Origin of the sequence: Roseomonas aeriglobus, assembly GCA_016937575.1 — a bacterium.
Taxonomy (GTDB): domain Bacteria; phylum Pseudomonadota; class Alphaproteobacteria; order Sphingomonadales; family Sphingomonadaceae; genus Sphingomonas; species Sphingomonas aerigloba.
Map to the genome: position 1 here is coordinate 3,009,955 of JAFHKN010000002.1, position 20,046 is coordinate 3,030,000.

Genomic DNA, 20,046 nt, shown 5'->3' on the forward strand with positions numbered 1-20,046 from the left:
ATGCGCCTTGCCTCTCCCGTCCTGATTGCTGGCGTGCTTGCCGCGCCCGCGACCGCGGGTACCGTCAGCGTGACCATCCCGAAGCTCAGCGTCGCGGAATATCACCGCCCCTATGTCGCGGTGTGGATAGAGCCTGCCGCGGGCGGTCCGGCGCGGACGATCGCGGTATGGTACGACATCAAGAAGGGCGGCAACGAACCCGGCACCAAATGGCTCGCCGACCTGCGCGCCTGGTGGCGCAAGGGCGGGCGCAGCCTGTCACTGCCGGCGAACGGCATCAGCGGTGCGACCCGCGCGCCGGGAACCCACAGCATCCCGCTGCCGGCGGACCTGAAGCCGGGCGCCTACACGTTGAACGTCGAGGCCGCGCGCGAAACCGGTGGTCGCGAGCTCGTCCAAGTGCCGCTGACCGTCCCGAACAAGCCCGCGCGCGCCAGCGGCAGCCACGAACTCGGCGCCGTTACCATTGCCGCCCGCTAAGGAATCCGCTCGATGAAGATCTTCACCGCTCGCCTGCTCGCCGCTGCCGCCCTGCTCTCGATCCCGGCCGGCGTATCCGCCCACCGCCTCTGGCTGCTCCCGTCGGGCACGATCTTCTCGGGCACCGACAGCTGGGTAACCGTCGACATGGCCGCGTCGAACGACCTGTTCTATGCCGATCATCAACCCGGTCGGTTGGACGGCATGAAGGTCTGGCAGCCCGACGGCACGCCGGGCCAGATCCAGAACGGCGCGACCGGGCGCTATCGTTCGGTGTTCGACGTTCAGCTCAACAAGCCGGGCACGTGGAAGATCGGCACCGAGACCACCGCGCTGATGGGCAGCTTCAAGGTCGACGGCGTCGAGAAGCGGATTGGCGGCCGGCCGGCGATGGGCGCCAATGGCGAACGGATCGCCCCGCTGACTGTCGCCGACATTCCTGCGACCGCGACCGACGTTCAGCTGACCGAGGTCAGCGCGCGTAACGAGATCTTCGTGACCGCCGGCGCGCCGACCCGCACGGTACTGAAGCCGACGGGCAAGGGACTGGAACTCGACGCCGTCACGCACCCCGACGAATTGGTCGCGGGCGAAACGGCAAAGTTCCGCTTCCTGATCGATGGCAAGCCGGCCGCCGGCCTAAAGGTCACCGTCGTTCCAGGCGGCAAGCGCTACCGCGATGCCGAAGGTGCGCGGGAGCTGACGACGGGCGCCGATGGCGGTCTCGCGGTCGATTGGCCGACCGCGGGTATGTACTGGCTGAACGCAACCTATCAGGACGCGAAAGCGACCGCTCCGCGCGCGACCGGCCGGCGGATGAGCTACACCACCACGCTCGAGGTGATGACCCCCTGACCCCACGCATTGCACTCCCGCGTGCGATCGACCCGGCGGCGTTCGCCGGGCTCGACCCGACGCTGCCCATCGTCACCCTGGAAGGCGAGACGATGGGTACGACCTGGCGGGTGCTCTATGCCGACCGCAATGCCGCTGCCGACGACGTCCGCGCGGTGATCGAGGCCCGGCTCGACGCCATCGTCGACGAGATGAGTCACTGGCTGCCGACCTCGCAGCTGTGCCGCTTCAACGCGGCAACGGCAAGAACCTGGGTGTCGTTGCCGCCCGACTTCGCGAGCGTCGTGGAGATCGCGCTGCGTGTCGCCACAGCGAGCGCCGGCGCCTTCGATCCCACGATCGGCAAGCTGGTCGATCTCTGGGGGTTCGGCCCGCCGGGCGCGACGCCTGTGCCCGACGACGACGCGATAGCGGAAGCGCTGGCTGTCTCCGGCTGGCGCCGCCTGCGCTGGGACCGATCCAGCCGACGCCTGCGCCAGCCCGGCGGCCTGGCGCTCGACCTGTCGGGTATCGCCAAGGGCTTCGCTACCGATGCGATCGCTGATACGCTCGCCAATATCGACATCGCGCACACCCTGGTCGAGATCGGTGGCGAGCTGGTCGGCCGCGGTGTCCAGCCGAGCGGGGAACCCTGGTGGGTCGACCTCGAAACCCCGCCGGGCGTTGCCCTGCCCCCGCTGCGCGTCGCGCTTCACGGCTTGGGGGTGGCAACTTCCGGACGCTACGTTCGCGGCCATCACTCTCTGGACGGCCGCACCGGACGCCCTGCGGCAAACGACGTCATATCGGTCAGCGTCATCGCCCGCACGGCAAGCCTGGCCGACGCCCTCGCAACCGCAATCGCGGTCGGCTACCCCCATTTCGATGCAGCTGAAATGGATGTGGCAGCGCGCATCATCGTGCGAGACGACCGGCGTGTGACGGAGGTCCTGACGCCCCCGTTGCGGGACATGCTGTTGATTTGACGATATGTCCCGCTGGCACCCGGCTGCGCGATATCTGCGTAGGGCGAGGCAGCGGCAATGAAGCCGCCTTCAATCGGCAAACCAACCGTCTCGCTGCAACTGAGCCAAGGCGGACCGGCTGACGGGAGCGGTCACACCATTGGTCAGGACGAGCTCGCCGCGCCCCTCGCCCTTCACGGCCGCGGAGACCGCAGCGCGGGCGACCCACCACGACCGATGGGTTCGCGCGCCCTCCATGCCGTCGAGTTCGGCCATGGCATCGGTCAGTCGCAGCAGGATCAGGTCGGAGCCATCGGTCGTGTGGACGCGGACATAGTGATCCTCCGCCGCCAGCGCCAAGATCGCTGCGTGCCGGCGATGCGGTGGCAGCCGGCTCGATAGCCGCGGACGGCTCGCTCGCTCACCGGTATCTGCAACGACCGGCACCTGACGCACGGATTCCATCTCGGCTTGCCCGGCCACAGGCGCGGACGCTCCCGTCCGGCCGAGAGCATAGTTGATCGCCGTGATGGCCGCGGTGATGACGAACACCGCGACGAACAGGACCGCAGCCTCCCTCAGCCCGACGCTGCGGGCGCCGAAGAACAGTGCGGTCGCCCCGCTGGTGACGAGCGTCAGCGGCAGCGCGATCAGGATACTGATCAGCGTTCCCTCAAGCACCGGCCGGTCGGCCAGTCGCCCCCAGCCTCGGATGCCGCTCGATGCGCCGATTCCGATCAACGCGCCCGATTCCATTACGATCAGCCAGAAGGCCAGCCGCGGAAACAGCGGCACACCGGCGGTATCGAACGCGCCGACGAACGCCATCAGCAGCGCCGCCAGCGTCGCGACGATCAGCCCGCGACGATGCGCACCGTCCGTCATCGCCCCACCGTCTGCAACTGGCGCTTCGCGAACGGTCGTTGCCTGCAAGTCCCGCATTATCGCCGTCCATTCCCGAAAATGCGCGCGACGGGCCGGCCGCAGTGGGCCATCGATTGATCAGCGGCCACATCCGGCCGACCGGAGATCGTCACCATGCAGTTCCTCGACCTAATTTGCATTGCCGCCACCGCCGCCCTTGCTGCCACCGGCGCCGGCTCCACCCCGCCGAGCGTAGCCGTCACCCGTCCTGCGTCCGCGACATTGTCCGTAACCTTCACCGGCGTCGAGGCCAAGCAGGGACGCATCATGGTGGCCCTTTACGACGAAGCCGGGTGGCAGGGCGGCAAGCCGATCCGCGCGGAGATGGTCGACGTGTCGGCCGCTGAGACAGCGATCGATCTGAGCGATCTTCCCGCCGGGCGCTATGGCGTGAAGGCGTTTCACGACGTCAACGGCAATGGCAAGATGGACGCCAACCCCTTCGGCATGCCGATCGAGCCGTTCGCCTTCTCCAACAATGCCCGCGGCGAGATGGGGCCGGCACGCTGGGCCGATGCCGTCTTCACCGTCGCGCCGGGCGCCAACACGCAGACCATCACCATCCGCTAACGCATTCCTTGCCCTGCCACTGGAGCTCGTCATGACCTTCGATCCCGCCCGTCGCGCCTTTCTTGGCCAAGCGACCGTTGCCGCCGGAGCGACCGTCGCCGCATCGCTGCTGACACCCGAACGGGCGCTTGCCGCAGCCATGCCGGTGGACTGGCATCTCGGCTTTGCGGATGTGGAGGCAGACCTGGCGCCACGCCCGCTCGCGCTGGTGCGTGGCAAGGCGCCGGCGGGGCTGGCCGGCCGACTCTATCGCAACGGCCCCGCCAAGTTCCGGCGGGGTACCAGCGCTGCGGGCCATTGGTTCGACGGCGACGGCTTCATTCGCCGTTTCGCGCTGCGCGACGGGACCGTCGAACTGTCCGCTCGCTTCGTCGACACGCCGAAGCGCCGGATGGAAGCGGCAGCGAACGCGATGATCGTACCTGGCTTCGGCACCCCCGCAGGCGCGGGCGTTGCCCTGTCGAACAACGACGACGCCTCGGCCGCCAACACGAGCGTGATGATGGCCGGGGAGGAGCTTTGGGCGCTGTGGGAGGCGGGCTCGCCGATGCGCGTCGACCCCGATACCCTTGCCACGCGCGGCACGCGCACGCTGGGCGAGGGACTGGCTCACATGCCGTTCCTCGCGCATCCCCGCTTCGATTCCGACGGCCGGGTGTGGAACCTCGGCCAGTCGGGAAAGCGAGCCATCGTCTGGCAGCTGGCCGGGGACGGAACGCTGATCGAGGCGACTCCGATCGGATTGCCGCGGGCAAGCTACATCCACGATTTCACCGCGACGTCGCGGCACTTGGTGATCGTCCTGCAGCCGTGGGTGCACGACCGCGACGTCTTTCCGATCGTCGATGCGATGACCTGGCGACCGGTTCTCGGCACACAAGTGCTGGTCCTGGACAAAAGCGACCTGACCCGTCGCCGAACCTTTGAACTTCCGGCCTTCTCCTTCTTCCACCTCGGCGACGCTTGGGAGGATAGTGACGGGACCATCCGGTTCGATGCCTGTATCGAACGCGATCCGACCTTCGCCGCCAACGCCGCCCGGGCGCTGATCGCCGGCAATCGCACCGCGTCACCCTTGCCTCTGCTCGCGATGATTGCACTCCACCCGAACGGCCGGGGAGAATTGATCCCCACCCGCGTCGCCGCCGAATTTCCAAAGTCCGATCCGCGCCGCGCCGGATCATCGCGTCGCTACACCATTCACACCGGCCTCTACGACACCGGCCCGGTCGCGCGCGGCCTGGGGGTGTTCGACTGGAAGACGGGACGGGACGCGAGCTTCGACTTCGGCGCACACCAGATGGTCGAGGAATTCCTTTTCGTCGCCAGCGGGGCGGGTGAAAGCGACGGTTGGCTTGTCGGGACGACGCTGAACCTCGCGCGGCGCGCCAGCGAATTGCACGTCTTCCGTGCCGCCGACATCACCGCCGGACCGGTCGCCACATGGCGCGCCGATACCGCGCTGCCGATCGGGTTTCACGGCATGTTTGTGTCCTGAGCGTCCACTCGCGTCGGGGGGGGGCGTTCTCAACGATGCGTTGACGAAGATTTCGGGCGCAGCGGCGCGTCGATAGGATCCGGCCACGGGAAGCGAGGGACTTGGTGCAGCTGTTTTGCGGGAAGACCGCTCGTCCGGTCGAGGAGACTATCCGTAGCGGATATGCGGATGCCCTGTCGCGGCGTATCGAGAGCGTGGCGGTGTACGCGTACGGGGAGAAATCGCCTCGAGCGCGGATTGCGAATCTTTTGGCGTGTCTCACAAACGGCAACGCTGCCCCTCGGGGCGCCGCCGCGAGTTCTGCAATGTTGTAGAGACACGATTTGAAATTGTGGAACGGGCTACAGGCCGCAGACGAGAAATCCGTTCGACAACAGCATTCGCTTCACCCGCATCGACTATAGAGGCCTTTCGCACCATTCGGGGGTTATCATATGACCTGGATTCTAACGTCAATTGCCAGACATATTCTAGATTAAGTTCCGGATCGCAGTGAATCACTGAGCCGGATGTGCCGCGCCAGACTGTCCTGCATATGGCGGCGCGCCGCCGCCCTCGCACCGTCCGGGTCCAGGCGGGTGATCGCATCGACGATTGCGACATGCTGTTCGTGCACGAGGTTGGAATAGGCCGTGGCGCCGGTGCCGGGATCCGCGCGGAACGCCAGTTCGCGCGGCGGCACCAGCCGCACCCCTAAGAATTCGCAGAAACGGGTGAAATAGGCGTTCTTGGATGCATGGGCGATCGACAGATGAAAATATGTGTCCGCCTCCGCCGCAGCCGCGGGATCGGCGCTGACTTTCAAGATATTGTCCAGAGCAGCGTTCATTGCGCGAACGTCGTCCACGGTACGACGCATCGCCGCCAGCGCCGCCATTTCGGTTTCGACGGCCAGCCGCATCTCGAGCAGGAGGATGACGTCGGAAATGTCCCCCATTTCGTCGCGTGTGACCTGAAAGGCGCGGTAGCGTGCACCATCCGCTACATAGACTCCGTCGCCCTGGCGCGCTGTCGCATACCCCTGCGCCTCAAGCCGGGCGACCGCCTCCCGAACGACGGTGCGGCTGACGGCTTCATCGGAGGCAATATCCTTCTGCGCGGGCAGCCGGGAACCGGGCTCCCACTCGCCTGAGAGTATCTTCGCTTCGAACTTCGCGAAAAGCCGATCGGTCAAAGAAACCACGCTTCCCCTCCCCCATACGCTGCCCATGCGTGTTCAGGACGCAGAGGCGCTTGGCAACACTTGTATGAGATCATATAGATTGATGTTATAAATTGAAATGGGAGGGGGCATGCGAGAGGTCTTTGCTACGATCGGCATCGTCGTCCTGCTGCTCGCGGCCGGGGCCGGTGCCCAGGACCACGAACAGACCGTCCCCGCGCCGCCGCCTCCCGCCACCGCCTTGCCATCGCCGCCCTCCCGTGCCGCGCAGGCGGTCGTGACACTGGCCCCATACCGCCATGACGATCTGCTGTGGGAAAACGACCTGACCGCCCACCGCATCTATGGCCATGCGCTGGAAAGCGTCGAGCCGCCATCGGGCTCCGGCATCGACTCCTGGGGCAAGCGTGCCGCCTGGCCGTTTGCGGATCGCCAGCTGCGCACCGGCGACCAGCATAAGGACCACGGCGAGGGCCTGGATTTCTACAACGTCGGCACAGGCCGCGGCGCCGGCGGTCTCGGCATCTGGGATGACAACAAGCTGTGGACGTCGCGCAACTTCGTGCGTCACCGCATCCTCCAGACGGGCGGCCCGATCGCGGCATTCGAGGTCGACTATGCCCCCTGGCCGGTCGGTGTCGGCCGCAAGGTGTGGGAGACGCGCCGCTTCTCGCTGCCGCTCGGCACCCGCTTCACGCGCATGACGTCGACGCTGCAATCCGACCGGCGCGATCCGCTGATCGTCGGCATAGGCATCGGACGCCGGACGACAGGCCAGGACGCCGGCGACCTGACGATCGACCGGGCGCGCGGCTTCATGAGCTGGTGGGGGCCGGTCGACGGCAGCCATGGGCGAATGGCGATTGCCATCCGCGTGCCTCCCGAGCGGCTGGTCGATGTGAAGACCGATTTCGATAACCAGCTGATCCTGATCCGGGTCACCCCCGGCGAACCCTTCACCTATTATTCCGGATCGGCGTGGAGTGGCGGACGGGGCGGTTTCACGACACGCGCGCGGTGGGACGCCTATGTCCGCGACACGATGCTCGATTTCAATCCGAAGGATGGATGATGACCCAGGGAATCGAACGCCGCAGTCTCTTGGGCGGCTTGGCGCTCGGCGCGGGGCTGGGCCTTGGCAGTAGCGCGAGTGCAGCGGTCGTCGCCGCACAGGGCGCGGCCACGCCGGCGCTGCCCGATGGGGCGACCGACCGCGCGGAGAGCGTTGCCCTGCTTCGCCAGATCGCCGAGCCAGTCCTCAGTCGGATGGCGCGCGGCGGCTTGCAGCGGACATGGAAGCCCGAGCTCAGCCCGACCTGGGACGGCCGCGACCCGCGCGTTGGCTATATGGAGGCATTCGCCCGGCTGATCGACGGGATCGCGCCGTGGCTGGCGCTGCCCGACGATGCCAGCCCGGAAGGGCGATTGCGCAGCCAGCTGCGCGCGGACGCACAAGCCAGCTTGGCGCGCTCGGTCGATGCAAAGGATGCCGATTATCTGCTCTGGCGCGGGCATGGCCAGGCGCTGGTCGATTCCGCCTATTTCACCAGCGCGCTGCTACGCGCACCAAAGGCCCTCTGGGAGCCGCTGAGCGCCCAGACGAAGGCGCGGATCGTCACCGAGATCAAGCAATTGCGCCGCATCTCGCCGCCCTATCAGAACTGGATCCTGTTTGCGGCGATGAACGAAGTGTTCCTGTTCTCGATCGGTGAGGATTGGGACCCGATGCGGGTCGATCTGGCCATCAAGAAATTCCTCGAATGGTATGTCGGCGACGGTTGGTATGGCGACGGCGCGACGTTCCACTTCGATTATTACAACAGCTATGTCATCCATCCGATGCTGGTGCAGATCCTGACGGTCCTGGCCGCCGGAAAGCCCTCGTTCAACAATTTGAAGCCCGCCGAGGAACTGGCGAAGGCGACGCGGCGGATGCAGCGATATGCCGAACATCTCGAGCGGATGATCGGGCCCGACGGCGCCTATGCGGCGATCGGCCGATCGCTGACCTATCGCACCGCCGCCCATCAGCCGCTGGGATATCTGGCATGGCGCGGCCTGCTGCCGGACAGCCTGCCGCCGGGCCAGGTACGGGCGGCGACGATGGCGGCCCAGCGTCGCATATTCGCGGACCCCAGCAATTTCGACGACCAGGGTTTCCTGACAATCGGCTTTACCCGCCACCAGCCGACATTGGGCGACTGGTATTCGAACGCCGGCAGCATGTATATCACGTCCGAGGGCCTGATCGCCTTGGGCTTACCGGCGAGCCACCCCTATTGGACGGTGCCGGCACAGTCCTGGACGATGCGTCGCGCCTATTCCGGCGAGGATTTCCGTAAGGACTATCCGGTCAGCTACTGACCGTCCACGCGCCCGATCGAAAATCCCGATCGCTGGATCGCCGGCTCGATGGTTGTGGACCACTCCGGGCGCCGATGACTCGCTAGCTGGAGCGCCGGCGAGTCAATGTCATTTAGCGGCGCCATCGGGCGGCTGCGCGACAGTCGCCAGGGCAGTTGTGGCACTGGCTCGTTCCGCCGGAGTCATCGCAGCCTCCAGGCCGGCCAGCGCGGCGGCGGCGTCCTGTTGTCCGGCGGCGGCGGCACGCTTCATCCACTGCCATGCCAGCACGGGGTCGCGGGTCCCGCCGGCCCCGTTCGCGAGCGATGTGGCAAGGCTGAACATTCCGTCCGGATCGCCGTCCCGCGCGGCCGCCTCGTACCACTGTCGGGCGATGGCCGGATCGGCCTTGACGACGATGCCGTCCTGAAAATAGCTGCCGACGGCGACCTTCGCCGCAGGCAATCCCTTCATCGCCGCGGATCTAAAGAAGCTAAACGCGAATTCCGCGTTCTTCGGAACCCCGTTGCCGCTGTCATAGGCCAGCCCCAGCGCGAACATCGCATCGCGGTCCCCGTGCCGGGCGGCGGCCTGATACCAGCCGATCGCGGTTCGCATGTCGGGCTTCACTCCCTCTGCGCCGAATTCGAGGATGCCTGCCAGTGCGACCTGTGCCTGCGTCATGTCGAGCCGCGCCGCGCGCCGATAGTATCTGACGGCTTCCTTCGCATCGCGCGGCACGCCCAGGCCGCGATAATAGATGTCGCCCAACATCGTCGCGGCGGCGACATGGCCGACAAATTCGGCCCGGCGGTACCATTTGATCGCCGTCGCCATGTCCTTCGGCACGCCCGGAATGCCGACGCGGTGGATGCCGGCCAGGATCATCGCCGCTTCACCGATCGCGGTGTTGCGCTGCGGCTGGGCAGGATCGAACACCGGCATGTCGCGGATCGCACTGAAATTGGCGCTTGCGGCGCGCTCCAGCCACTTGAGCGCCTCCCGCGGGTCCTTCTCGCCGAAGCCGGCCAGGTTCAGCTTGCCGATGAACAGCGCGGCCTCATCGCCGCCATCGACGTCGCTGAGCTTGTCATAGGCCTTGTGGAACCAGGTCAGCGACTCGCCGTAGCGTCCCTGTTCGAACAGCGCGAACGCCATCGGCAGGGTTTTGTCCTCTCGAACCACGCGGGCGGTGATGTTCTCGAAGTTTCTCGCCGCGGCCCTGAAAGGGTCCCCCGCCGTCAGGCTGTCGACCGGCCCCTCGCCGGGGGCGACACCAGCGTTGCCGCCCCGCCGGAAGAGCGCGCGACAGGCCTGGGCGGCGGCGAGCAGCCCGGTCGGGTCGGCCTCGACGTCGCCGGCCGCCGCGCCGGTGGCGCGATCGAGTTCCAGGTTGGACAGCGCGCCGGGATTGGTACTGGTCAGGATGTTCGGCGTTTCTTCTACCCCGAACCGCGTGGCACCGAGTTCGGGAAGCGGCGAGCCGACCGGCACCTTTGGCGGCGCGCGATAGTCGGGATTGCGCGGCATCCGGGTCGGCAGATACATCTGCGGCATGGCGTAGAGGGCGCCCATGCCCGATCCGCCCAGCGCCGCCAGGTTTCGCTGGAACATCTGCGCCATCATCGGATTGCGCACGATCGCTTCGCATGTCGACTGCTTCGGCGCCTCCGCCGCGGGCAAGCGGCGCCCTTCGACGACCACCTCTTTGGTTTGCGGGGCCGTCTGTGCGGCAGACGGACTCGCTAGAACGATCGTTACCACACCAATGATCGACAATTTGACAGTTCCGAGCACCATCACAAACCCAACCATTGTTAAAGTATAGTTGCAAGACAACCCTTGGAGATTAAGTTATGAGCACCCCTTATGAATAGATAATAATGGACTCTAAATTTGGTGCGGAAACAATCTATTTAAACTTGTAGCTCACCCTCCCGCCATACACGCGAGCCATGTAGATCACGTCACGCGGCTGATCGGGATACCCGTAAAAGCTGCGGCGGGTACTGGCGAGCAGGTTCTGGACTTGCAGCGAAAAACCCAAGTCCTTCAGGGGACCGCTCGGGATCGTATAGTTGATCGCGGCGTCCATCCAGTCTCGCGGAACGATATAGGTCGTGTTGCGAACGGGATTGGCAATGCCGCCGTCGATCACGGTTCCGTTGTAGTTGTACGACAGTCGTGCGTTTAGGCTGCCGCGCTCGAACAGCGCAGCGATGTTGTAGACGTGCTTGGGCGTCCGCTTCGGGGGTGCTTGCCGGGGGCGCATTGCGGGCGCCCGGGATTGAACTGAACTCGCGCTTCGATTCGACGTAGGTGTAATTCAGCAGCACGCCGAAGTTACGGAGGATCCCGGGCAGGAAGGTGAAGAACGTCTGCAGCTGCGTCTCGACACCACGCCGATAGCCGCGACCCGCATTGTACGGACGCCATATTGTGTACAGGACGTCGGGAATCCCTTCCGGAATGACCTCCTGGGTCTGGAAGGACGCAAACTGGCCCTGACGCTTCCAATAGAACGGGTTGACGGCAATGAGCGCGTTGCGGCCGAAATAATATTCGAAACTCGCGTCGAACTTGATCGTCCGTTCGGGCTTCAGGTCCGGATTGCCGGCGGAGCCGCTCAAGCCCTCATCGTTAAGGCTGAGAAACGGCGTGATCTGGCCGACGCCCGGCCGGGTGATGGCTAAATTGTACGAGAAGCGCCCCTGGAATTTATCGGTAAAGCTGACGACCGCAGTCGCCGTCGGTTCGATGACGAGCAGGTTTGCCGTCGACGTGATCGGTTCCAGCGTCGTGACGAACGCATTGGTGACACCGATCCGTTCGCGATACGATATGATCGACGTATTTTTGCGAATGTCGTTGGTGACACGCGCGCCGATTAGGCCCTTTACTGGAAACAGGAAGTTAAATCCGTAGTTGAGCGTCCCGTAGAACGCCACCGAGCGCTCGTCACCATCGAACTTGCTGCTGATGTCCACCGGCGGCTCGTCCGTCGCGAACGCCGCGCCACCGGCCAGGCCCGACACGAACTGACGCAATTTGTCGTAATTGGCCCGTGCCGCAAATCGATCGTAGCTCAACCAGCGGGCGTTGTTGACGACGCCGGTCCCGCCGAAGCCTTCGGCGATCGGCACGAGCGTGTTGAAGCCCTCCGGCATATCGGCCAAGGCGATCTGCAGGTTGGAGATCGTCCTGTTCGCATTCTGACGGGTCGACGTCCGCTTGGCGAAACGCACGCCGAAATCCAGACGTCGGACGAAGCCGTCGCCCAGCTTGAGCTTCAGATCAGCGCGCGAGAACAGGTTCCGATTGCTGGCGACGTTATGCTGCTCGATGACGCCGAAGAAGCGATACTGGTTTGGATCCAGCATATCCAGGTCACGGAACGTCGCGTTCATCATCGGATACGGCGTATCCTTACTTGCGAAATCGACGTCGAACGTCGGCCGGTTCACGAACCGGTTTCGGGTTTCGATTTGTCGAAAATCGCTGTTCGCGCCGGCCGTACCGATTTCGACATAACCATCGACGAACTCGCCACGATGGGTGACGGCGAACTTGCCGAGGAAATTGCTGTCGTTGTTTTTGGAGATATACGCGATCGGCCCGATCTGGGTGACGGGCGATACCGTCATCGATTGGACGCGGTTGGTGCCCGGGACCAGCACGACATTGCTGAGCGCGGGAAGGTTGTTGGTCGAATTCGCCTGAATGACCGTAGGCAGGAACAGCTGGTTGGTGAATCGGTCGAACGTCGGCTGCGCGTAGTTGCCCTCCAGCGTGAAGGTGGTCCGTTCGTCCGGCGCCCACGACAGCGCTCCGCTCACAGTCGGCGTGGTCCTCGAGCCGGTCTGATAGAAGAACGCGACCTGGTTCGGCGCGTACGTCGGCAGAGGCAGGATATTCGGCCCGACAACCTGACGTTGCTGGATCGCCGCGAGCGGATCGTTGCGCGCCTGCGATTCGAGGAACGGGTTGTGGTTGACCGTACCGGCGAGCTGGATACCGAAATCGCCGATCTCGGTCGAACGCTTGTAATTGACCGTCGCCGTATAGGTCTGATTGACCCGCCGCGATTGGTTGTTGTAGCGCCCGGCGACCCCACCGCTGAAGAAGAATCCCTCGTCGAACTCGGTCGGTTTGCGGAATTCGATGTTGACCGAACCGGAACCCGCGCCCTCGACCTGATCGGGCGTCCGCGTCTTGTACACCTCGACACTCTTGACGAGGTCGGCCGGAAGATCGGCGATGGAGGCTACACGATCCGCGCCGCTTTCGATCGGGGTTCCGCCGATGGTTGTCTGCACGCCGAACAGACCGCGCAGCTGGATGTCGTTGACCTCGCCTTCGGTTCGGTAGACCGAAATACCGGGAACCGATGCGATGACGTCGCCGACGGTATTGTTGGGAAGCTTGCCGATATCCTCGGCCTCGACCACGTCGACGATCTGCTCCGCCTTGCGCTTCTTTTCGCGAGCGCGCGCCAGGCTTTCCCGAACACCGCGGACGATGACTTCTTTCGCCTTGTCCTCGGTCGCGGGCGCTGTGGCCTGGGTGTTCTGACCCGCGTCCGCTGCACCGGCGGCCGGCGTGGCTGAACCGGCGATCTCGTCCCGCGCCAGCGCCGGCATGGCCGATCCTACGGCCAACGCGATCGTCGATGCACAAAGCAAAAGCTGCTTGGAACCCATGGTCCCCCCTCCATTCGCAAGTCCAGCGCGCCTTTGCCGCTGGCATTCATCATGTCTGGTCACGACCCTGGCCCCGCGGTCGTGACCTCTGCTTCAGTTTGCGGTGCTCTGGCGAAGCACGCCGTTCAATCCGGACGGGAAGAAGCCGCCCGAAGTCGCCGCCGCGCGCGTCATGTAGAAGACGTTGATCGTCAGATCGGGGTTTCGGCCATAGATCTCGCCTTCGCCGTCCGACGGATTGATGTCCGCTGTGTTGCGCGTCGTTGAGCTGCTACCGGCGGCGACGCCGCGATCGTCATCCACCGGCGAATAGCTGTCCCGAAGATCGCTCAACAGGATCGAATTCTCGCGCAGACGGCTTGTCGACGGGGCGCCGCGAATGAAGAGCTGACTGCGGATGATCCCGGTGTGGAACGCCGATGTCGCCAACAGGCCTGCCGCCACATCGATGTTCGACGCGTTGGTCATCAGCGTCGATACGCTGCGCCATGCCACCATGACCGCGTCCTCGAGGATGAAGGCGCCCAGCAGAAACTGTTCCTGGTTGGCGTAAACGTCGGTGATCGTCGCCGTCGGGTTCGGCACTGCCGTCGTCGGTGCCGGCATCGAATTGATACCGTACATCGTGAACGTACCGGTCGCGTCGACCGCGAGGTTCAGCGCCGGTCGCGCGGGCGTCGCGCCGCCGAGCACCGATCGCAGCCGCACGACCTGGTCGATCTTCTCAGCGGCGATCTCGCGCATCGCCTCGCCCAGCAGGGAATCGGTGAACGTCACCTGCCGCGGCCCGCTGACCGTGCCGGCCGTTCCGGTTCCCGTAACCAGAGCCGGAGCCAGAGCTTCGCCGAGCACGGCGCGCGAATAAAATTCGGCCTGCAGGTAATGGAGCTGAGTCATCAACACCAGCATGTCGGTGTCGGTGAGTGCCAGAATACTCGGGGTCGCCGTCGGCGTAGGCGAGGCCGTCCCGGTCGGCGTCGGCGTCGGCTCGTTGGCGAGGGGCGATTCCAGACCTTCGGAACAGCCGGCGAGCATCGCGCCACCAAGGGCGGCTGTCCCCGTGATGGCACTCAAGAACCGACGGCGAGCGTTGATTTGAAAGTCACCATCGGTGACGACGGCCTCGGCGCCGTCGGTGATCGTCTCGTCATTCATGATCGAACTTTCGTCTGTGGCGGCGCATTCAGGCGCTGGCCCTGGCGCTGGCGCGGATGGTTCCGTTGACACCCTCCGGGAAGAATCCACCTGAGGTGACCGAACTGCTCGTGAGATACAGTTGGTTGAGCGTCTGCGCGGCGGATCGGCCGGCAACCTCGCCATTGGCTTGCGTCGGCGTCAGATTTGCAACGACGCCGGTCGACGAACTGCCAGGATAGCCGCGGGTCGTCGGCGCGACGCCCAGGAACGCCTGACCACCATTCAACGAACGCTGAAACGCTGCGATCTTCTCGGCATTTTCGCGCAGCCGCGGCGTGGTGGCGCCGCGCGCGTAGAGGTACGATCGAATCACCGAAGCGTGAATGGATTCGGTCCCGAGGATCCCCGTGAAGTTCTGCAGCACGACGCGGTTGGAGATCGTCGGCGCCAATCCGCGATATGCCGCGACGCTGATGTTCTTGAGCAGGAACATCGCGTACAGGAAATTCTCCTCGGACGCATAAGGGTCGAACGTCGCACCCGCCGCCACGACGCCGGCGCGCTGCATTGCCACACTGAACGGCGCGTTCGGCCCCGCGGAGATGTCGATCAGCGGCTGCCGCACGGACAATGCACCGATGATGACGCGGATCGGTACGAGATGGTTGCGGCTGTCCGCGGCGAACTCGATGATCGCCGACTGCAACGCAGTGTCGGTGAACGTGACAGCACGCCCCGGGATGACAGGCGTACCGGCGACGTCGTTGCCGGTCAGTCGATCCACCGGAACCACCGTTGCAACGGCCGCGCTCGCGAACTGCGCGAGCAGATATTCCAGATTCAGTATGAAATTGAGCGCTTCAATATCTGACGCGCTTTGCGCTCGAGCCAGCTTTGGCACTGTGGCCAGCGCCGCTCCCATGGCCGCGGCGCCGATAATCGCTCCACGTCGACTGACGCCCAGAGCCGCAATTGGAGATACCCCCGTCATGCCCCTCTCCTTCCCCCTAAACTGATATTCTCAATCTGGGATAGAATAAGCAACATTTGTCTGATTAATTTTGGTGTCACGACAGGGATTTGACGAGGCTGCCGCCCGTCAATCGCTAGAATCAAACGCAATCGTCGGAATTTATAAGACAAATGCGCAACGTTGGCTGAGCCGCTCGGCCTTCGCCTCGACGACGAAGCCTCTCGCTTCCCGCAGGGCTCGATCAGTTATTCGCAGCAAGAGCAGTCACGTCGACCACGGAAGCCTTTTCGGACGCGAAACGAAGTTGGACGTCGACGCCGGCAACGCGCGCCCCGCCGCGACCGGAAAGAGGGCGCCGTTAGCCGATAGAGGGGGGGGTCAGCCGCTGACCGACACGCTGCGACGGGTACCGACGGGGTTGTTAAAGGACGCTCGAAAAGAAGCACCAGCCCAGTCACTGACTTTGAAACGCACGAGCGTAGGCTAGTGTGACGACGACGGACAAGCGCCGCCGGGTACCCGGCCGAACAATGCATCAGAACGCTACAGTGTCGACAGGCAACCATGGAGCGCTCGTTGGAGGCACAGGCACCCGAAATCTGACAAATGATGTCACCGCATCACGCCGATCGCGGGGCCCGGTCAGAACACTCGCGCGCTTATCATATCAATTGACAGGTTTACTAATTGTCTGATTTAATATTTCATGTTTTGCTGGTCGTGCGACAAAGCGGGCAGTACCGCAGCGCCCGCTGCCATGAAGCAGGCTCGATATGGGTTGACGTGCGTCGAGAGGATCGAGGCTAGCCGCCTATTCGATTTCCAACCCGACGCCATTTGGCGCGAGGCATTTACGGCAATCGGCCTGGTCGCATGTCTTACTGTGCAGGCCGCTGTTTGATCGCCTTTGGAGGTCGCTCTATGATATTAGCCAGACGAACGCTGCTTGCCGCTGCCGCTGCCGCACCGCTGTCTGCGCTGGCAAAGAAACGGGATGCTTTCGAACCAGGAGCTCTATGGCCGGATAATACCGGCGTTCACATCAACGCCCATGGCGGCGGTATCCTGAAACACGGCGGACGCTATTACTTGTTTGGCGAACACAAGATCGCAGGGCCAACCGGTAATCAGGCGCACGTCGGCGTCCGCGTCTATAGCTCTTCGAACCTCTATTCCTGGCACGACGAAGGTGTCGCGCTGGCGGTCTCAAGCGATCCCGAAAGTCCGATCACCGCCGGATGTGTCATCGAGCGACCCAAGATCCTGCGTGATCCGACTTCAGGCCAATTCGTGATGTGGTTTCATCTCGAATTGGCCAATCAGGGCTATCGCAAGGCGTTTGCCGGCGTTGCGGTCGCGGATCGGATCACGGGTCCGTACCGGTTCATCGAAGCCGGGCGGGTGAACGCCGGGATCTGGCCGGTCAATGTGACGCCAGGAGATCGCCAGGACACCAAACTTGCCCTCGACATGCCGGGCGGGCAGATGGCGCGCGACATGACGCTGTTCGTCGATGCGGACGGACAAGCTTGGCACGTGTTTTCGTCGGAAGAGAACCGCACGCTCCAGGCGGCCGCACTGACGCCCGATCTCCGCAAGCACGACGGGCGGTACTGGCGCCTCCTGCCGGGCGGCGCGAACGAGGCACCGGCGATCTTTCGCGCGCGCGGACGCTATTACATGATCACTTCCGGCCTGACGGGCTGGGCCCCCAACCCCGCACGATCGTTCGTTGCAGACCAGATTTCAGGCCCGTGGACACCGCTTGGCAATCCGGTCCGCGGAACACCAACCGAGGCCGCCACGACGTTCGGCGCGCAGAGCACGTTCGTGCTCCCGCTGCGAAACCGCGACGGGACGGACACATTCGTTTTTATGGCCGACATCTGGCGCCCGCAGAATCCGATCGACGGTCGATATGTGTGGCTTCCGATCGCCTGGGAAGACGATAAGCCTGTCTTGCGCTGGCAAAGCCGCTGGACACTCCCCCGCTCCGTTATCGTGTAGGCAATGGCGAAACGGACAGGATCGCCGAGCATCAGCACTGGATTTACCGGGCAGGAACGTCCGCGGCCTGAGATGGCGGCCGGCGAGGCGAGGCCCGCGCTGCGCAACCTCATCGAGCTGATCGCCGCCGAACCGCGCGTCGAGGGGCGCGGACTGGACCTGCTGGTCCACGGCCACCTCGCCCAGATCCTGCACATAGCAAACGACCGCCCTGACTGAGCCAGGGCGATCGTATGGTCGGTGTGGTTGCGGGGGCGCGCAACAGCCCAAAACAACAAAAGGCGCCCGAAGGCGCCGAATGTATGTTTGGTTTGGTTGCGGGGACAGGATTTGAACCTGTGACCTTCAGGTTATGAGCCTGACGAGCTACCGGGCTGCTCCACCCCGCGCCACCATGGGATACGCTTGACTAAAAAGCGCGCCGCGCCGTGGAGGCGGGCGCGCTGGGTGAGCGTATCTGACAATGTGAATGGGTTTTGTGTGCGAATTTGCGCGCTGGCTTCAATGCCTGGCGACGACCTACTCTTCCAGAGCTTGAGCCCTAGTACCATTGGCGCAGTCTGGTTTCACGGCCGAGTTCGGGATGGGATCGGGTGGGTCACAGACGCTATGGTCACCAAGCAATGGAGCCAGCGCGTTAACTCGCGGTTTTCAAATCGATGCCCGTGCATGTTTTAGGCTGAGTTTAACCGCAACATCACTGACAGTTGTCAGCACTGATGTTGGAGGTGTGAACTCATCAAGCGCGAATAGGACAATTAGTATCGGTTAGCTCCATGCGTTACCGCACTTCCACATCCGATCTATCAAGGTCGTGGTCTCCGACCGTCCTAAGAAATCTTATCTCGAGGGAGGCTTCCCGCTTAGATGCTTTCAGCGGTTATCCCGTCCATACATAGCTACCCTGCTGCGCCGTTGGCACGACGACAGGTACACCAGAGGTATGTTCAACCCGGTCCTCTCGTACTAGGGTCAACTCCTCTCAAATTTCGACGCCCACGGCAGATAGGGACCAAACTGTCTCGCGACGTTCTGAACCCAGCTCACGTACCACTTTAATTGGCGAACAGCCAAACCCTTGGGACCTGCTCCAGCCCCAGGATGTGATGAGCCGACATCGAGGTGCCAAACAACCCCGTCGATATGAGCTCTTGGGGGTTATCAGCCTGTTATCCCCGGCGTACCTTTTATCCGTTGAGCGATGGCCCTTCCACGAGGGACCACCGGATCACTATGACCGACTTTCGTCTCTGCTCGACTTGTCAGTCTCGCAGTCAGGCTGGCTTATGCCATTGCACTCTAACGGTCGGTTTCCAACCGACCTGAGCCAACCTTCGCACGCCTCCGTTACTCTTTAGGAGGCGACCGCCCCAGTCAAACTACCCGCCACAGAGGGTCCCTGAACCAGTTTCATGGTTCGAGGTTAGACATCAGAAAACAACAGGGTGGTATTTCACCTATGGCTCCACATCATCTGGCGACGATGCTTCAAAGCCTCCCACCTATGCTACACAGTTCTTTCCTAATGCCACTCTGAAGCTGCAGTAAAGGTGCACGGGGTCTTTCCGTCTAACCGCGGGTACTCCGCATCTTCACGGAGAATTCAATTTCGCTGAGCATGTCCTGGAGACAGTGGGGAAGTCGTTACGCCATTCGTGCAGGTCGGAACTTACCCGACAAGGAATTTCGCTACCTTAGGACCGTTATAGTTACGGCCGCCGTTTACCTGGGCTTCATTTCGGAGCTTGCACCCCTCCACTTAACCTTCAGGCACCGGGCAGGCGTCAGACCCTATACGTCGTCTTGAAGCCGACTTAGCAGAGCCCTGTGTTTTTGCTAAACAGTCGCTACCCCCTGGCCTGTGCCCCCAACAAGAGCTTGCGCCTATGTTGGGCCTCCTTCTTCCGAAGGTACGGAGGCAATTTGCCGAGTTCCTTCAGGACACTTCTCTCAAGCGCCTTGGTATACTCTACCTGACCACCTGTGTCGGTTTCGGGTACGGTCTATACGGTGGGGCTATTTCCCGGGACAGTTTCGAAGCACGTCCAATCCGATAAGGACGTACAACACACACCATCCGTCACACACCACCAGGCCCACGAATATTAACGTGGTTCCCATCGACTACCCCCTTCGGGCTCGTCTTAGGGGCCGGCTCACCCTGCGCGGATTAGCCTTGCGCAGGAACCCTTGGTCTTTCGGCGAAAGGGCATCTCACCCTTTTTATCGCTACTCATGTCTGCATTCGCACTTCCGATACCTCCACGGTCGGTTACCCTCCCGCTTCACAGGCGTACGGAACGCTCCGCTACCGCGTGTTCATTCGAACACACCCTAAGCTTCGGTGCACGTCTTGAGCCCCGTTACATCTTCGCCGCAGGAACCCTTGTTTAGACCAGTGAGCTGTTACGCTTTCTTTAAAGGATGGCTGCTTCTAAGCCAACCTCCTGGTT

15 protein-coding genes, 1 tRNA gene and 2 rRNA genes (1 of these 18 only partly in view) are annotated in these 20,046 nt (G+C 63.5%); 9 read left to right on the forward strand and 9 right to left on the reverse strand.

Annotation, left to right across the window (positions count from 1 at the left end; genetic code table 11):
• From JW805_14760 to JW805_14770, 3 genes are all read left to right on the forward strand, one after another.
• Complete coding sequence (locus JW805_14760) at nucleotides 1–480, forward strand: DUF2271 domain-containing protein (protein MBN2973278.1); 480 nt, start codon at nucleotides 1–3, stop codon at nucleotides 478–480.
• A 12-nt stretch (nucleotides 481–492) separates the two neighbouring features.
• A complete protein-coding gene (locus JW805_14765; protein MBN2973279.1) occupies nucleotides 493–1,335 on the forward strand; it encodes a DUF4198 domain-containing protein in 843 nt (280 codons plus the stop codon).
• 92 nt (nucleotides 1,336–1,427) lie between these two features.
• Nucleotides 1,428–2,300: an FAD:protein FMN transferase gene (locus JW805_14770; protein ID MBN2973280.1), complete on the forward strand. Its 873-nt coding sequence runs from the start codon at nucleotides 1,428–1,430 to the stop codon at nucleotides 2,298–2,300.
• Between the two features lie 69 nt (nucleotides 2,301–2,369).
• Here the strand turns inward: JW805_14770 and JW805_14775 are convergent, their stop codons facing one another.
• Nucleotides 2,370–3,221, reverse strand: a complete 852-nt coding sequence (locus tag JW805_14775; protein ID MBN2973281.1) for a LytTR family transcriptional regulator DNA-binding domain-containing protein — start codon at nucleotides 3,219–3,221, stop codon at nucleotides 2,370–2,372.
• A 96-nt stretch (nucleotides 3,222–3,317) separates the two neighbouring features.
• On the opposite strand from JW805_14775, the gene JW805_14780 reads away from it, so the two are divergent.
• Entirely contained in the window at nucleotides 3,318–3,773 is a 456-nt protein-coding gene (locus tag JW805_14780) for a DUF2141 domain-containing protein (protein ID MBN2973282.1), read from the forward strand.
• A gap of 31 nt (nucleotides 3,774–3,804) precedes the next feature.
• The gene (locus JW805_14785) at nucleotides 3,805–5,271 is read left to right on the forward strand and encodes a carotenoid oxygenase family protein (protein MBN2973283.1); all 1,467 of its coding nucleotides are present in this window, start codon (nucleotides 3,805–3,807) and stop codon (nucleotides 5,269–5,271) included.
• Between the two features lie 475 nt (nucleotides 5,272–5,746).
• Here the strand turns inward: JW805_14785 and JW805_14790 are convergent, their stop codons facing one another.
• The gene (locus JW805_14790; protein MBN2973284.1) at nucleotides 5,747–6,454 is read right to left on the reverse strand and encodes a FadR family transcriptional regulator; all 708 of its coding nucleotides are present in this window, start codon (nucleotides 6,452–6,454) and stop codon (nucleotides 5,747–5,749) included.
• Nucleotides 6,455–6,563: 109 nt separating this feature from the next.
• Between JW805_14790 and JW805_14795 the strand changes: the two genes are divergently transcribed.
• A complete protein-coding gene (locus JW805_14795; protein ID MBN2973285.1) occupies nucleotides 6,564–7,505 on the forward strand; it encodes a DUF4861 family protein in 942 nt (313 codons plus the stop codon).
• Nucleotides 7,505–8,797 (forward strand): DUF2264 domain-containing protein, encoded by a 1,293-nt coding sequence (locus JW805_14800; protein ID MBN2973286.1) that lies wholly within the window; start codon nucleotides 7,505–7,507, stop codon nucleotides 8,795–8,797. Before JW805_14795 ends, JW805_14800 begins: the two co-directional genes overlap by 1 nt.
• Nucleotides 8,798–8,905: 108 nt before the next feature.
• On the opposite strand, the gene JW805_14805 is transcribed toward JW805_14800, so the two are convergent.
• From JW805_14805 to JW805_14820, 4 genes are all read right to left on the reverse strand, one after another.
• A complete protein-coding gene (locus tag JW805_14805; GenBank protein ID MBN2973287.1) occupies nucleotides 8,906–10,459 on the reverse strand; it encodes a tetratricopeptide/SEL1-like repeat protein in 1,554 nt (517 codons plus the stop codon).
• Nucleotides 10,460–10,743: 284 nt separating this feature from the next.
• A complete protein-coding gene (locus tag JW805_14810) occupies nucleotides 10,744–13,476 on the reverse strand; it encodes a TonB-dependent receptor (GenBank protein MBN2973288.1) in 2,733 nt (910 codons plus the stop codon).
• Nucleotides 13,477–13,569: 93 nt separating this feature from the next.
• Nucleotides 13,570–14,631: a ferritin-like domain-containing protein gene (locus JW805_14815; protein MBN2973289.1), complete on the reverse strand. Its 1,062-nt coding sequence runs from the start codon at nucleotides 14,629–14,631 to the stop codon at nucleotides 13,570–13,572.
• 28 nt (nucleotides 14,632–14,659) lie between these two features.
• Complete coding sequence (locus tag JW805_14820) at nucleotides 14,660–15,604, reverse strand: ferritin-like domain-containing protein (GenBank protein MBN2973290.1); 945 nt, start codon at nucleotides 15,602–15,604, stop codon at nucleotides 14,660–14,662.
• A gap of 819 nt (nucleotides 15,605–16,423) precedes the next feature.
• On the opposite strand from JW805_14820, the gene JW805_14825 reads away from it, so the two are divergent.
• Both JW805_14825 and JW805_14830 read left to right on the forward strand, forming a co-directional pair.
• On the forward strand, nucleotides 16,424–17,593 hold the full coding sequence (locus JW805_14825) for a family 43 glycosylhydrolase (GenBank protein MBN2973291.1): 1,170 nt from the start codon (nucleotides 16,424–16,426) through the stop codon (nucleotides 17,591–17,593).
• Nucleotides 17,594–17,596: 3 nt separating this feature from the next.
• The gene (locus tag JW805_14830) at nucleotides 17,597–17,812 is read left to right on the forward strand and encodes a hypothetical protein (protein MBN2973292.1); all 216 of its coding nucleotides are present in this window, start codon (nucleotides 17,597–17,599) and stop codon (nucleotides 17,810–17,812) included.
• 93 nt (nucleotides 17,813–17,905) lie between these two features.
• Here the strand turns inward: JW805_14830 and JW805_14835 are convergent.
• The 3 genes from JW805_14835 to JW805_14845 all read right to left on the reverse strand — a co-directional run.
• A tRNA-Met gene (locus JW805_14835) sits at nucleotides 17,906–17,982 on the reverse strand.
• 117 nt (nucleotides 17,983–18,099) lie between these two features.
• Nucleotides 18,100–18,214 (reverse strand): 5S ribosomal RNA (gene rrf / locus JW805_14840).
• 117 nt (nucleotides 18,215–18,331) lie between these two features.
• Nucleotides 18,332–20,046 (reverse strand): 23S ribosomal RNA (locus JW805_14845); it runs 1,081 nt beyond the window's last position.

What these genes read in the sequence shown, in the direction of transcription:
- JW805_14815 (MBN2973289.1), bottom strand. Translation starts at nt 14,631, where the DNA reads ATGAATGACGAGACGATCACCGACGGCGCCGAGGCCGTCGTCACCGAT.
- JW805_14780 (MBN2973282.1), top strand. Translation starts at nt 3,318, where the DNA reads ATGCAGTTCCTCGACCTAATTTGCATTGCCGCCACCGCCGCCCTTGCT.
- JW805_14770 (MBN2973280.1), top strand. Translation starts at nt 1,428, where the DNA reads ATGGGTACGACCTGGCGGGTGCTCTATGCCGACCGCAATGCCGCTGCC.
- JW805_14795 (MBN2973285.1), top strand. Translation starts at nt 6,564, where the DNA reads ATGCGAGAGGTCTTTGCTACGATCGGCATCGTCGTCCTGCTGCTCGCG.
- JW805_14820 (MBN2973290.1), bottom strand. Translation starts at nt 15,604, where the DNA reads ATGACGGGGGTATCTCCAATTGCGGCTCTGGGCGTCAGTCGACGTGGA.
- JW805_14765 (MBN2973279.1), top strand. Translation starts at nt 493, where the DNA reads ATGAAGATCTTCACCGCTCGCCTGCTCGCCGCTGCCGCCCTGCTCTCG.
- JW805_14760 (MBN2973278.1), top strand. Translation starts at nt 1, where the DNA reads ATGCGCCTTGCCTCTCCCGTCCTGATTGCTGGCGTGCTTGCCGCGCCC.
- JW805_14800 (MBN2973286.1), top strand. Translation starts at nt 7,505, where the DNA reads ATGACCCAGGGAATCGAACGCCGCAGTCTCTTGGGCGGCTTGGCGCTC.
- JW805_14810 (MBN2973288.1), bottom strand. Translation starts at nt 13,476, where the DNA reads ATGGGTTCCAAGCAGCTTTTGCTTTGTGCATCGACGATCGCGTTGGCC.
- JW805_14775 (MBN2973281.1), bottom strand. Translation starts at nt 3,221, where the DNA reads ATGCGGGACTTGCAGGCAACGACCGTTCGCGAAGCGCCAGTTGCAGAC.
- JW805_14830 (MBN2973292.1), top strand. Translation starts at nt 17,597, where the DNA reads ATGGCGAAACGGACAGGATCGCCGAGCATCAGCACTGGATTTACCGGG.
- JW805_14785 (MBN2973283.1), top strand. Translation starts at nt 3,805, where the DNA reads ATGACCTTCGATCCCGCCCGTCGCGCCTTTCTTGGCCAAGCGACCGTT.